The organism is Kitasatospora sp. NPDC004614, assembly GCF_042873675.1.
GTDB lineage: Bacteria > Actinomycetota > Actinomycetes > Streptomycetales > Streptomycetaceae > Kitasatospora.
In genome coordinates this window covers 932,652-945,553 of sequence record NZ_JBIALR010000001.1, presented here as the reverse complement: position 1 = coordinate 945,553, position 12,902 = coordinate 932,652, and the positions used below count along the sequence as shown (strand labels likewise).

Annotated in this window: 14 protein-coding genes and 1 tRNA gene; 11 read left to right on the top strand and 4 right to left on the bottom strand. The window is 71.7% G+C overall.

The window, feature by feature from the left end:
* Nucleotides 1-13: 13 nt before the first annotated feature.
* Nucleotides 14-1,357, bottom strand: coding sequence for an allantoinase AllB (gene allB / locus ACFYST_RS04135; RefSeq protein ID WP_387859695.1), 1,344 nt, complete (start codon nt 1,355-1,357; stop codon nt 14-16).
* 132 nt (nt 1,358-1,489) lie between these two features.
* Between allB and ACFYST_RS04130 the strand changes: the two genes are divergently transcribed.
* From ACFYST_RS04130 to ACFYST_RS04085, 10 genes are all read left to right on the top strand, one after another.
* A complete protein-coding gene (locus ACFYST_RS04130) occupies nt 1,490-2,011 on the top strand; it encodes a GNAT family N-acetyltransferase (RefSeq protein WP_387859693.1) in 522 nt (173 codons plus the stop codon).
* Between the two features lie 126 nt (nt 2,012-2,137).
* The gene (locus ACFYST_RS04125; RefSeq protein WP_387859691.1) at nt 2,138-2,590 is read left to right on the top strand and encodes a thiamine-binding protein; all 453 of its coding nucleotides are present in this window, start codon (nt 2,138-2,140) and stop codon (nt 2,588-2,590) included.
* The gene (locus tag ACFYST_RS04120) at nt 2,587-2,958 is read left to right on the top strand and encodes a helix-turn-helix domain-containing protein (protein ID WP_387859690.1); all 372 of its coding nucleotides are present in this window, start codon (nt 2,587-2,589) and stop codon (nt 2,956-2,958) included. Before ACFYST_RS04125 ends, ACFYST_RS04120 begins: the two co-directional genes overlap by 4 nt.
* A gap of 144 nt (nt 2,959-3,102) precedes the next feature.
* On the top strand, nt 3,103-3,612 hold the full coding sequence (uraD, locus tag ACFYST_RS04115) for a 2-oxo-4-hydroxy-4-carboxy-5-ureidoimidazoline decarboxylase (RefSeq protein ID WP_387859688.1): 510 nt from the start codon (nt 3,103-3,105) through the stop codon (nt 3,610-3,612).
* A gap of 19 nt (nt 3,613-3,631) precedes the next feature.
* Entirely contained in the window at nt 3,632-3,979 is a 348-nt protein-coding gene (gene uraH, locus ACFYST_RS04110; RefSeq protein ID WP_387859687.1) for a hydroxyisourate hydrolase, read from the top strand.
* 49 nt (nt 3,980-4,028) lie between these two features.
* Complete coding sequence (gene pucL / locus ACFYST_RS04105; RefSeq protein WP_387859686.1) at nt 4,029-4,931, top strand: factor-independent urate hydroxylase; 903 nt, start codon at nt 4,029-4,031, stop codon at nt 4,929-4,931.
* A 38-nt stretch (nt 4,932-4,969) separates the two neighbouring features.
* Entirely contained in the window at nt 4,970-6,355 is a 1,386-nt protein-coding gene (locus ACFYST_RS04100) for an 8-oxoguanine deaminase (RefSeq protein ID WP_387634640.1), read from the top strand.
* Nucleotides 6,356-6,413: 58 nt separating this feature from the next.
* Nucleotides 6,414-6,848, top strand: coding sequence for a hypothetical protein (locus ACFYST_RS04095; RefSeq protein WP_387859684.1), 435 nt, complete (start codon nt 6,414-6,416; stop codon nt 6,846-6,848).
* A 60-nt stretch (nt 6,849-6,908) separates the two neighbouring features.
* Nucleotides 6,909-7,346, top strand: a complete 438-nt coding sequence (locus tag ACFYST_RS04090) for a hypothetical protein (RefSeq protein ID WP_387859682.1) — start codon at nt 6,909-6,911, stop codon at nt 7,344-7,346.
* A gap of 136 nt (nt 7,347-7,482) precedes the next feature.
* Complete coding sequence (locus tag ACFYST_RS04085) at nt 7,483-8,022, top strand: hypothetical protein (RefSeq protein WP_387859680.1); 540 nt, start codon at nt 7,483-7,485, stop codon at nt 8,020-8,022.
* A 294-nt stretch (nt 8,023-8,316) separates the two neighbouring features.
* On the opposite strand, the gene ACFYST_RS04080 is transcribed toward ACFYST_RS04085, so the two are convergent.
* The 3 genes from ACFYST_RS04080 to aceB all read right to left on the bottom strand — a co-directional run bounded on the left by ACFYST_RS04080 (nt 8,317) and on the right by aceB (nt 12,032).
* A complete protein-coding gene (locus ACFYST_RS04080) occupies nt 8,317-9,912 on the bottom strand; it encodes a TROVE domain-containing protein (RefSeq protein ID WP_387859679.1) in 1,596 nt (531 codons plus the stop codon).
* 366 nt (nt 9,913-10,278) lie between these two features.
* Nucleotides 10,279-10,340 (bottom strand) — tRNA-Ser (locus ACFYST_RS04075).
* A 60-nt stretch (nt 10,341-10,400) separates the two neighbouring features.
* A complete protein-coding gene (aceB, locus tag ACFYST_RS04070; protein WP_387859677.1) occupies nt 10,401-12,032 on the bottom strand; it encodes a malate synthase A in 1,632 nt (543 codons plus the stop codon).
* Between the two features lie 92 nt (nt 12,033-12,124).
* On the opposite strand from aceB, the gene ACFYST_RS04065 reads away from it, so the two are divergent.
* Entirely contained in the window at nt 12,125-12,895 is a 771-nt protein-coding gene (locus ACFYST_RS04065) for an IclR family transcriptional regulator (RefSeq protein ID WP_387634656.1), read from the top strand.
* Nucleotides 12,896-12,902 lie beyond the last annotated feature (7 nt).

Here is a 12,902-nt window from a genome sequence, read left to right as displayed (position 1 = left end):
CTCACAAGCGAGTTCAAGGACGGACGAGCTGCCGGCCGTGCGGGGCCCCGGCCGGGTCGACGGGCCGTCCGCGCAGCCAGGTGCGGCGGACCTGCCCGACGAGGGTACGGCCCGCGTACGGGGTGACGGGGTTTTTGTGGTGCAGCCGTTCGGGGTGGACGGTGAACGGGCCGTCCGGGTCGAAGGCCACCAGGTCGGCGTCACAGCCGGCCGCGATCGCGCCCTTGGCCCCGGCGAGGCCGACCAGCGCGGCGGGTCCGGCGGCCATCCAGCGCACCACGTCCGCCAGTTGGTGGCCGCGCCGCCGGGCCTCGGTCCATACGGCCGGCAGGCCCAGCTGGAGGGAGGCGATGCCTCCCCATGCGGCCGCGAAGTCCCCACTCCCGCCGTCTCGTTGAAACAGTTTGAGTTCCGGCGTGGACGGCGAGTGGTCGGACACCACGGCGGCGAACTCGCCGTCCGCGAGCGCCTGCCAGAGCAGTTCCCGGTTGGCGGCGTCCCGGATCGGCGGGCAGCACTTGAACGCGGTGCCCCCGTCGGGGACGTCCTCGGCGGTCAGCGTCAGGTAGTGCGGACAGGTCTCGGCGGTGACCCGCACCCCGTCCGCGCGGGCCCGGCGCAGCAGTGGCAGCACGGCGGCGGACGAGACGTGCAGCAGGTGCACCCGGGCGCCGGTGCGGCGGGCGCACTCCAGCAGCGCGGCGACCGCGACGGTCTCGGCGCGGTCCGGCCGGGAGGCCAGGAAGTCGCGGTAGCGCACGCCGGGGACGTGCGGGGCGGCGTCCAGCTCGGCCGGGTCCTCGGCGTGGACGATGGCCAGCGCGCCGAGCCGCGCCTGTTCGGTGAGCGCGGCCGCCAGGTCGGCGGGGGTGGCCAGGTGGGGGAACTCGTCCACGCCGGACGGGGCGAGGAAGGACTTGAACCCGAACACCCCGTCCCGGTGCAGCAGTTCGAGCCGGTCGGTGTTGCCGGGCACCGCCCCGCCCCAGAACCCCACGTCCACCCAGGTCTGGCCCTCGGCGGCCTTCCGCTTGGCGGCCAGGCCCTCGACCGTGGTGGTCGGCGGGACGGAGTTCAGCGGCATGTCGATCAGCGTGGTGACCCCACCGGCCGCCGCCGCCCTGGTGGCGGACGCGAAGCCCTCCCACTCGGTGCGCCCCGGCTCGTTGACGTGCACGTGGGTGTCGACCAGCCCGGGCAGCAGCGCGAGGGCGCCGAGGTCGTTCAACTCCCGGCCGTCCAGCGGCAGTTCACCGTGCCGGGCGATCCGTTCGATCCGCCCGCCCCGCACCAGCACATCGGCGGCGCGCTCCCCCTCCGGCAGCACCACCCGCCGGGAGCGGAAAACCATGGGCATCAGGAACCTCCGAACGCCGGAAGAGTCCTGGGAGCCTAGAACCGGCCCGATCGACCGTCAATGCGGCCCACCGGCACGGGCATTCTCACCTTGGTGGGCCGAAATGAGCCCGCACACCGGGATGATCACCATATGACCACCGAACTGTGCCACCACACCGAGCTGACCGCGCAGGCCCGTCAGGACCTGCTCGCCGCCTACGCCGACGTCCGGGCACCCCTGCTGCACCTGCCCAACTACTCCGTCGCGGCGTTCACCGAGCGCCTCGACCGGCACGCCACCGACCCCGGCTTCGGACTCGTCCTGGCGTACGACGGTGAAGTCCCGGCCGGGTACGCCTACGGCAACACCATCGACGACACCTACTGGAAGCGGATGGCCGAGCCCCTGCCCGACGGCTTCACCGACGCCCCCGCGTTCGCCCTCAAGGAGATCGGCGTCCGCACCCCCTGGCGCGGCACCGGCACCGCGCGTCGCATCCACGACGAACTCCTCGCCCGCCGCGCCGAAGGCCGCACCCTGCTCATGGTCAACCCGGCCGCCGGGGACGGCAAGGTCAGGGCGCTGTACGAGACTTGGGGTTACCGGGCCGTCAACAGCCAGGCATCCACGCCCGACTCGCCCCGGCTCACGGTCATGCTCCGCGCGCGCTGACGTCTCGTCGCGCGCCCGCCACAGGAGTTCCACGATCCGAAAGCCGGGCGCTACTGAATCTCCATCCGATCGTCTCATCCGACCATCTACCGGCCGGTCGGTCGATATGGTGAACGAGTGCGACTGATGGTGGAGTTCACGACCGAACCGTTCAAGCTGAACGGCTTCCCCGAGCACGCCGCAACCGCCCGCCGGGCGGCCGAAGAGGCCGGCCTGGCCGTCTCGGTGGGGCCGTTCGGCACCAGCGCCGAGGGGGACGCCGAGCAGGCGCTGGCCGCCGTGACCCGGCTGCTGCGGGAGACCCTGGCGGTCGGCGCGAGCCGGATCTCGCTCCAGGTCAGCGTGTTGGCCGACGACCCGGCCCCGGCCGAACCCGGCCCGCCGACCGCGCCCGACGGCCCACCGGCGACGCCCGACGGCCCACTGATGACGCCTGACGCCCGGCCGATGACGCCGGACCCCCCGCCGGTGACGCCGGACGCCCCGCCGATGAGCCCGCCGATGAGCCCGCCAATGGCCCCGCCAATGGCCCCGCCAATGGCCCCGCCGATGACGTCCGACGAAGGAAGGACGCCGTGAACGACGCCTCCGACCACCCGCTCACCGCGGCCCTGAAGCCGCTGCTGGAGGCGGTCGGCGCCACCGCGGTCGACCTCGCCGAGGCGCGGGCCGAGGACGTCGTCCTGGAGTGGGACGGCGCCCCGGCCGTCGCGGTGCGGCTGCCGCACCTGGGCAGCGCGCTGGACCGGCTGTTGGCCGAGATGGCCCGCCAGTTCGACGGCCGTCCGCTGGCCGGGCTGGGCCGCACGGAGAAGCAGCGGGTGGTCGCCCTGCTGGAGGAACGCGGCGCGTTCACCGTCCGCCATGGGGTGGAGACCGTCGCGTCGGCGCTCGGTGTCAGCCGGTTCACCGTGTACAACTACCTGAACCGGCAGGAGAAGTCCTGACGTGTCGGGCGCCGCCCACCGTCGCCACGCTTCGCCCTCCGTCGCCACGCACCGCGCCGCCACAAACAGTTCAACAAAGCGTTGACGGCCCGTCGGGGCTCGTTCTAGCTTGTCCGGGTGGCACCGAATCCAGGAGGTCCTTCCGTGACCGAGCCACCCGCCGACTCCTCCGTCCTCGCCGCACTGGCCGCCACCCACTCCGCCGAACTGCGAAGAACTCTGCTGGAGATCTGTTCCAGCCCGGCCTGGGCCGCCGCCGTCGCCGCGTCCCGCCCCTGGTCCGACCGCGCCGAACTGCTCGCCGCCAACGCGCGGGCGACGGCGCAACTGTCGGTGGCCGAGCTGAACGCGGCGCTGGCCGGCCACGCCCGGATCGGCGCGCCCGAGGCCGGCGACGCCGCGTCCGAGCGCGAGCAGTCCGGCGTCCGGGGCGTCGAGCCGTCCCTGCTGGGCGAGTTGGCGGCGGCCAACGCCGCGTACGAGGCGAAGTTCGGCCACGTCTTCCTGATCCGCGCCACCGGCCGGACCGCGGCCGACATGCTCGCCGCCCTGCGCGAGCGGCTGCCGCACGACGCCGCCACCGAGGCGGAGACCGTCCGCAAGGAACTGCGCGAGATCAACGAACTCCGGCTCGACCGACTGCTGTCCAGCTGATCCACCTGAGGAACCGCCCATGGCCGGCATCTCCACCCACGTGCTCGACACCAGCCTCGGCCGCCCCGCCGCGGGCGTTCCGGTCGAACTGGCCGTGCGCACCGAGGACGGCTGGCGGTTGCTCGGCACCTCCGCCACGGACGCCGACGGCCGGGTCACGGGGCTGCCGGCCGTGGCGGGCGGCTCGGTCGCCCGGCTGCGGTTCGACACCGCCGAGTACCACGCGGGGACGGGGCAGCGGAGCTCGGGGCAGCAGCCGTTCTTCCCCGAGGTCTCGATCGTCTTCACCGTCGCACCCGATCAACTCCACTACCACGTACCGCTGTTGCTGAACCCGTTCGGCTACTCGGTCTACCGCGGCAGCTGAGCGCCGGGTTAGCCGCTTCCACCACCTGGGAGACACAAGGAGGCACGTCATGGCCCACGTGCTCGGGCAGAACCAGTACGGCAAGGCGGAGAACCGCATCGTCCGGGTCCGCCGCGACTCCACCGGCCACGAGATCAAGGATCTGAACGTCTCGGTCTCGCTGCGCGGCGAGTTCGACGACGTCCATCTGACCGGCTCGAACGCCAACTGCCTGCCCACCGACAGCATGAAGAACACCGTGTACGCGTTCGCCAAACAGCACGGCATCGACTCCGCCGAGGGATTCGCCGCCCTGCTGGCCCGGCACTTCGTGGCGGACGCCGAGCGCGGCGTGGTGCGCAGCGCCCGGATCCGGGTCGAGGAGTACGGCTGGGACCGGATCGCCACCCCCAACTCGCCGTCCCCGTCCGGTCATTCCTTCGTTCGCAACGGGCAGGAGGTGCGCACCACCGAGGTGGAGTACGACGGCGAGCGGTTCCAGGTGGTCTCCGGGCTCAAGGATCTGGTGGTGCTGAACACCACCGGCTCGGAGTTCCGGGGGTTCCTCAAGGACCGCTACACCACCCTCCAGGAGGCCGAGGACCGGCTCCTGGCCACCCAGGTGACGGCACGGTGGGCGTTCGGTTTCGACGGCCGCGACGGGCAGCGGCAGCCGGACTGGAACCAGTCGTACCCGGAGGTCAGGCGGCACCTGTTGGAGGCGTTCGCCGACACCTACTCGTTCTCCCTGCAGCAGACGCTGCACGCGATGGGCAGCCGGGTGCTGGACCACCGCGCCGAGGTGGACGAAGTCCGGCTGGAGCTGCCCAACAAGCACCATTTCCTGGTCGATCTGGCGCCGTTCGGGCTCAAGAACGAGAACGAGGTCTACTACGCCGCCGACCGGATGTACGGCCTGATCGAGGCCACCGTACACAGGGAGGGCGTCACCCCGGTCATCCCCGTCTCCTGACTCTGTCTCCTGACTCTGTCCTGACTTCTGGAGTTCCCATGGCAGTTCGGCCCCTGGACGTGGACGACCGGCGGATCGTGATCGAGAACGCCGCGATCGCCACCGTCGACGCCGCCGGCACCGAGTACGCGCGCGGGCACGTGGTCGTGCTCGACAACACCGTCGAGTCGGTCGGCGACGGGCCCGCGCCGGCCGGGCTCGCCGGCGTGGCGCGGCGGATCGACGGCGAGGGGCACCTGCTCACGCCCGGGCTGGTCAACACCCACCACCACTTCTACCAGTGGCTCACCCGCGGACTGGCCCAGAACGACACCCTGTTCGACTGGCTGGTGGCGCTGTACCCGACCTGGGCGCGGATCGACGCCGAGCTGATGCACGCCGCGACGCTGGGTTCGGCGGCGGCCCTGCTCAAGTCGGGCTGCACCACGGCCGCCGATCACCACTACGTCTTCCCGCGCGGCGCCGGCGACCTGCTCGGCGCGTCCATCGAGGCCGTCCAGCAGCTCGGCCTCCGGTTCACCGCCCTGCGCGGCTCGATGGACCGCAGCCGGAAGGACGGCGGGCTGCCGCCGGACCACGCGGTGGAGGACACCGACGAGATCCTCGCCGCCTCGGAGGCCGCGGTCGACCGGTGGCACGACGCGTCCTTCGGCTCGATGCTGCACATCGCGCTGGCGCCCTGCTCCCCCTTCTCCGTCTCCACCGAACTCCTCACCCTTTCTTCGGAGTTGGCCCGCCGCAAGGGCGTGCGCCTGCACACCCACGGCTCGGAGACCGCCGAGGAGGCGGAGTTCTGCCGCAAGCTCTTCGGCATGGGCCCCACCGACTACTTCGAGTCCACGGGCTGGCTCGGCGAGGACGTCTGGATGGCGCACTGCGTCCACCTCACCGACTCCGACCTCGCCAAGTTCGCCGAGACCGGCACCGGCGTCGCCCACTGCCCGTCCTCCAACGCCCGCCTGGCCGCCGGCATCGCCCGCGTCCCCGACATGCTCGCCGCCGGCGTCCCGGTCGGCCTCGGCGTCGACGGCACCGCCTCCAACGAGTCCGGCCAGCTCGGCACCGAACTGCGCAACGCCCTCCTGATCAACCGCCTGGCCGGCCGCCCCGACGCCCTGACCGTCCGCCAGTCCCTGCGCCTCGCCACCATCGGCGGCGCGAGAGTCCTCGGCCGCCAGCACGAGATCGGCTCCATCGAACCCGGCAAACTCGCCGACCTCGCCCTCTGGAAGATCGACGGCCTCCTCCACTCCACCATCGCCGACCCCGTCGCCGCCCTCGTCCTCGGCGCCCTCCCCCCACTCACCACCCTCCTCGTCAACGGCACCCCCGTCATCGAACACGACCACCTCACCACCGCCGACGAATCCCACATCGCCCGCACCTGCGCCCGCGCCGCCCGCGACCTCGCCTCCCGCACCTGACCGGCTGTCGGCCGGGTGCGATAGCGTCCGGCCCTTCGGCGATGTGAGGAGTATGCGGATGGGCGCCAGCGACTGGCACTACGTCACCCCCTACTCGGGTTCGCCGCAGCGCAGCCTGGACGCCCTGCGCCAGGCTGAGTTCGCCGCACACTGGGCCGGCCAGGAGTACGACACACTGCAGGAACTGTGGGCGGACGAGGAGTTCATGGACGAGCAGGGCACCCACTCGATCCTCGACATCCGCCATGCCGTCGAGGACTCCTCGGAGCCACTGGGGTTCGAGGACGTGGGCAGTGTCCGCCCGCTGCCGCCGCAGAGCCTGCTCGACCACTTCGGCACCGAACGGCCGACGGTCGAACAGTTCACCCGCGTCCTCGCCGAATCCCCGTACCTGCGCGATGAGATCGACTGGCGCTGGACCGGCAAGTACGTCCTCCTCCACACCCATGGCGAGCCCACCCACCTGGGAATCTTCGGCAGATCGGGTGACTGAGGCGGTGTCGGCCCGTTGCGGTAGCGTCCGGACACCGACCGCGACTTGAGGAGCACGAGGATGGGCGCCAGCAGCTGGGATTACCTCACCGTCTACCGGGGGACTCCGCAGAAGACATTGAACGCCCTGCACGCGGAGGTGTTCGCGGGGACGGACTGGATCGGGGCGGGTGAGTACGAGTCGATCGAGGAGCTGTGGGCGGACGAGGAGTTCATGGGTGAGGAGGGCACCCACTCGATCCTGGACATTCCCAAGGCGGTGCTGTTCAGCAACGATCCGGCGGGATACGACGACCTGGGGACTGTCCGGCCGCTGTCGTCTGCACGGCTGCTGCACCACTTCGGGACCGACCGGCCGAGTGTGGAGCAGTATCGGCGGGCGATGGAGGGCCGCGAGCTGTTGAAGGAGACGCGCCTGCGGTGGACCGGGCGGTTCGTGGTGCTGTACACCGACGCCGAGGCGACCCACTTCGGGGTGTTCGGGTACTCCGGCGATTGACGGGACGTCAGCGGCGGGCGGCAGCCACCGGCACGGCCGTCCACCTGACGGAGGACTCGATCTCCTTCGTGAGGGCGAGCATCTGACAGTTCCTCAGGTCGATTTCCGCAGCCCGTCGGGCCAGCAGGATCGAACCATGCGATTCAGCCTGCTCCACCCGTCCCCGACGGTCGGCAACACCGCGCGGCCGGTCCCCCGTTGGGCCGTCCGTTCGGCCCAGCTCATACCCCTGGCCGTGCTGCCGTCGTGCATCTGGCGCCTGCCGTTCGCGTTCGACTTCGAGATGGGCCAGGTCTACGAGGTCCACAAGACCTGGCACTGGTGGGTGATTCTCTACGTCTTCGGGCTCAGCGTGCTCTCCGAGGGGCTCGCGTACCTGTCCTTCGGCCTGGCGGCCGGATGGGGCGAGGTGGTGCCGGCCTGGATCCCGTTGATCGGTGGCCGGCGCGTCCCGCCGTTCGCGGCGATCGTCCCGGCCACCCTGGGCGGGCTGGGGCTGGTCGTGCTGTGGGATCCGCTGCCGCTCGCCTTCCTCGACCTCGGAGTCCCGATGGTCGAGTACTCCAACGGCTGGTGGAAAGCGCTCGCGGCAGCGGCCACCATGCCACTGGTCCTGTGGGGACCGCTTGTCCTGGCGCTGACCTTCGCGTACTACCGACGCCGTCGCGAAGAATGACGTCGGGTCACGACAGCGCTAGCTGACGCAGTGGACCGTCGACTCCGCATGCCACAGGTCCCCGTCGTACCACGCGGACGTGATCCCTCCACCGCACCGGCTGTCGGTGAACCCGGTCACGGTTCGCCCTTTCGCCGGTGCTCCGCGAACAGGCGCGGGCGCCGCACGCCGGAGCCGAGATGGGAGGTGCGAGCAGATCCGTTCAGATTCGCATCGAACGGCGACCAGCTCGCGACAACCGGAATCGAGGCGTCAACCAGCGTGCAGCGACCGATCATTGACGTTGCGTCAGCTCTACTTTCGATCGCTCTCCCACGGCCACGCGGCGTCCCGCCCGGCCTCCAACAGCGGGATGAGCCGGAACGCGACGTCGGTCAGGCCGCCGAAGGTGTGCCGCCGCGCGCTGCCGGACGGGGCGTGACCGGCACGGTAGCCCGCCAGGTTCCAGGTGTAGGTGGGGATGTGGGAGGGGACGGACTCCAGCGCGTTGTGCGAGTAACTCCCGTACGCCTGCTCGTCGGTGACGATCACCACGCGGTCGTGTCCGCGGTAGTGCGTCCGGACGGCTTCGGCGGTGTTGGTGCCGCCGAGGTTGCCGAACCGGTCCAGCACCTTGAGCACCGCGTCGCCGCGCCCGAGCGGGATCGCCCGGCTGCTGGTGCCGAACTCGACCAGGTTCGCCTCCTCGGCCCGCAGGGCGAGTGCGGTGCCGAAGATGGCCGCGGTGTCGGCCCGGTTGAGCTGGGACTGCGCGCTCGGCCGGTCGAACATCGAGCCGGACCGGTCCACCAGGATCAGCGAACGGCCGGGCAGCGCAGGGACGTTGGCCAGCGAGTGCTTCAGCGCCGTCTCCAGCGCGTGGCCCCAGCGCAGCGACGGCGCGTGCCGGTGGGCGGCGAGGTAGCGGAACGGGAACTGGCGCGAGCGCTTGACCTCGCCCGGGTCGGCGATCCGCCGGGCGACCTGCTCGGCCACCTCGGCCGACACGCCGGCCTGGTCGAAGTTGCGCAGGTTGCGCACCAGCGCCATCGCGCCCATGGACGGGATGACAGCCTCCCAGACGGCCGCGCTCAGCGGCCCCTGGAGCCAGCCGGCCAGCGCCTCCCACGTCATGCCCGCCTCGGCCAGGCGCTCCGCGCCGCCGGGGCCGGTGACCAGCGCGCGGCGCTCGGCCACGGGGACGGCCATCAGCGCGTGGTGGGCGGTCAACAGGGCGTCGCCCGGCGGCGGGACGGCGGTGTCGGGGCGGTGCCGCCGGTCCAGCGCGTAGCGGAACAGCTCGCCCTGCCAAGGCTTTTCGGGGTGCGGCGACGGGTGGGTGAGCTCCAGCACGTCGCCGAACCGGAAGCCCTTGCCCGCGGTGTCGTACTTGAGCAGCGCCCGCCCGTTGTACAGCCGGCCGACGGCGTCCGCGACACCGCGCTTGACCGGCTTGGGCAGCGCGCGCCCGTACCGGGACGTCCAGTAGGCGAGCAGTTCGCCGGGCTCGTCGGGGCGCTGCAGGACGGCGTCGATCACCTGCCGGGAGTGGCCGGGGAGCTTCGCGTCCAGCCGGGCGCGGGTGAACTCGGCCGCGCCGACCAGCGAGGCGGTGCGCATCGCGGCGCCGTGGCGCAGCCAGCGCAGCAGGCCGAGCGTCCACTCGGGGTCGCTGACGGCGAGCGAGCGCACCAGGGCGGTGTAGCGGTCGTCGCGGTCGCCGCCGCGCTCGTAGAAGGTGTCCTGGCCGACCAGGTTGGCGACCGCCAGCAGGAAGAGTTCGGACTTCTCGTCGCGCAGGTGTCCCGGCCCGCCCTGGTGGTTGGCCGTGAGCTGCCCCGTCGTGGCGACGGGCGAGCTGGGGCCGACGGGGGCGGGCTTCTTCGAACGGCGAAGGTTGAAGCGGGACATGTGGACTCCTCCTGCGGGCGGGCATGCCGAACCGGGGCGTCCGAGAATTACCGGTCGCGTGGACCGGCCTCGGCGGAGGTAGCAGTCTGGTGCTCTACCAACTGAGCTACCGGCCGCGCTCGCGCACGGCCGACCGGGACTCGAACCCGGAACCACCAGATCCGGAAGTAACCCCCGCCTGCGCACCGGACGCCCCGGCGCGGTTGCCCTCCCGAGATCAAAGGTGGCGCCGGTGGGATTCTTTGGAGGAAGTAACCGGCGTCTGCGCACCGGGAGGTGGCAGTCATTCTGAAGTTTGGTGTCCAGAGAACAGAAGCGGCGGAGGCGACATTAGCTGCTCTCCCAACTGAGCTACGCCGGCTCGAAAGCCGGCGGCGGGACTCGAACCCGCGACCTGCCCATTACAAGTGGAAGTAACCCCTGCCTGCGCACCTGGACGAGAACGACCTTATCCGTCCGCCGCCCCCGCCCGCACTGAGTTTTCCGTCTCAGTCGAGCAAGGCGAGCGCCGGCAGCGTCAGGAACTCCGGGAACTCCTCGCCCAGCGCCACCTGTTCGAACAGCGCGGCGGCCTCGTCCCACCGCCGCCCGGCTTCGGCCTCCGTCTCCGTCCGCAGCGCGGCGAGTTCCTCCGCTAGCAGCAGCCGCACCTGTTCGACCGTCACCTTCTCGCCCGTGTCGGCGAGCACCACGCCGTTGTGGATCCACTGCCAGATCTGCGAGCGGGAGATCTCGGCGGTGGCGGCGTCCTCCATCAGGTGGAAGATGGCGACCGCGCCGATCCCGCGAAGCCACGCCTCGACGTACCGGACGCCGACCTGAACGGCGTTGCGCAGCCCGGTGGACGTACAACTGCCTTGCGCACCCGCAACGTTGAGCAGTTCTTCCGCCGTGACGTCGCCGGCCGCCCCCGGGTTCTCCTTCTGGTGCGGGCGCTCGCCGAGCACCGCGTCGAAGCACGCGCGCGCCACCGGCACCAGGTCGGGGTGGGCGACCCAGGAGCCGTCGAAGCCGCCGGCCGCCTCCCGTTCCTTGTCGGCCCGGACCTTCGCCAACGCCGCCGCGTTGACCTCCGGGTCGGTGCGGGACGGGATGAACGCCGCCATCCCGCCGATCGCGTGCGCACCGCGCCGGTGGCAGGTCCGCACCAGCAGGCGGGTGTAGGCGGCCATGAACGGGGACGCCATGGTGACGCTGTTGCGGTCGGGGAGGATGAACCCGGCGCCGGCGTCCCGGAAGTTCTTCACGATCGAGAACAGATAGTCCCACCGTCCGGCGTTCAACCCGGCGGCGTGCTCGCGCAGTTCGTGCAGGATCTCGTCCATCTCGAAGGCGGCGGTGATGGTCTCGATCAGCACGGTGGCGCGGATCGTGCCGTGCGGGATGCCCAACTCGGCCTGGGCGTGCGTGAAGACCTCGTTCCAGAGCCGGGCCTCCAGGTGGCTCTCGGTCTTCGGGAGGTAGAAGTACGGGCCGGAGTTGGGGTCCTGCGCGCCGCGGGCGAGCAGCCGGGCCGCGTTGTGGAAGAAGTACAGGCCGAAGTCGACGAACGCGCCGGCCACCGGCTCGCCGTCCACGCTCAGGTGCCGCTCGTCCAGGTGCCAGCCGCGCGGGCGGACCACGACGGTGGCCAGTTCGGCGGCGGGCTTCAGCGTGTACGCCTTGCCCCGGGCGTCGGTGAAGTCGATCCGGCCCTCGAACGCGTCGATCAGGTTGAGCTGGCCGGAGACCACGTTCGCCCAGGTCGGGGCGGAGGCGTCCTCGAAGTCGGCGAGCCACACCTGCGCGCCGGAGTTCAGCGCGTTGACGGTCATCTTGCGGTCGGTCGGGCCGGTGATCTCGACCCGGCGGTCCACCAGGGCGCGCGGCGCGGGCGCGACCTGCCAGTCCGCGGCGCGGATCGCCGCCGTCTCCGGCCGGAAGCCGAGGGTACCGGTGCGGGCGATCTCGGCCCGGCGCGCCGTACGCGCTGCCAGCAACTCCCGGCGCCGGCCGTCGAACGCGCGGTGCAGGCCCGCGACGAACGCCAGCGCCTGCGGGGTGAGCACCTCCTCGGCGCGCTCCACGGGCGGGCCCGAGACCGTCACTCCCGGAACCGTCGAACCCTGATCTGCTGCCATGGGCTGCACACTCCTCGGGCTGATCCGCTATTCCGTTCTGTAGAGTGGAGATTAGTTTCCGCGATGCAGAATTTCAATGAAGGAACCACCCCGTGGCCAGCAGCCCCACCGAACGCACCACCGGCTCGGTGCAGTCCGTCGAACGCGCCTTCCTGCTCCTCGAATCCCTCGCCGACGCCGGCGGGATCGCCACCCTCAGCGAACTCTCCGCCGCCTCCGGCCTGCCGATGCCGACCATCCACCGCCTGGTCCGCACCCTGCTCACCCAGGGGTACGTCCGCCAGGACTCAGCCCGCCGCTACACCCTCGGCCCGCGCCTGATCCGCCTCGGCGAGACCGCGAACCGGCTGCTCGGCTCCTGGGCCCGCCCGTTCCTCGCCGAACTCATGGAAGCCACCGGCGAAACCGCCAACCTGGCCGTCCTGGAGGGCTGCGAGGTCGTCTACGTCGGCCAGGTCCAGTCCCGGCGCTCCATGCGGATGTTCACCGAGGTCGGTCGCCGCGCCCAGCCGCACTGCACCGGCGTCGGCAAGGCGCTGCTCGCCCAGCTCCCCGAGGACGAGGCGCGCGCGCTGCTCGGCCCCGGCCCGCTCCAGGCCCACACCCCGCACACCATCACCGACCCCGCCGCCCTGCTCGCCCACCTCGCCGCCGCCCGCGAGTCCGGCTACGTCGTCGACGACCAGGAGCAGGAGATCGGCGTCCGCTGCCTCGCCGTCGCCGTCCCCGGCGCCCCCACCCCCACCGCGCTCTCCGTCTCCGGCCCCGAAGCCCGCATCCACTCCCTCGAAGCCCAGTCCGGCCCCGCCGGCCTCGTCCCCCTGATGCAGTCCGTCGCAGCCCGCCTCGGCGCTGCGCTCTGACGGCTCC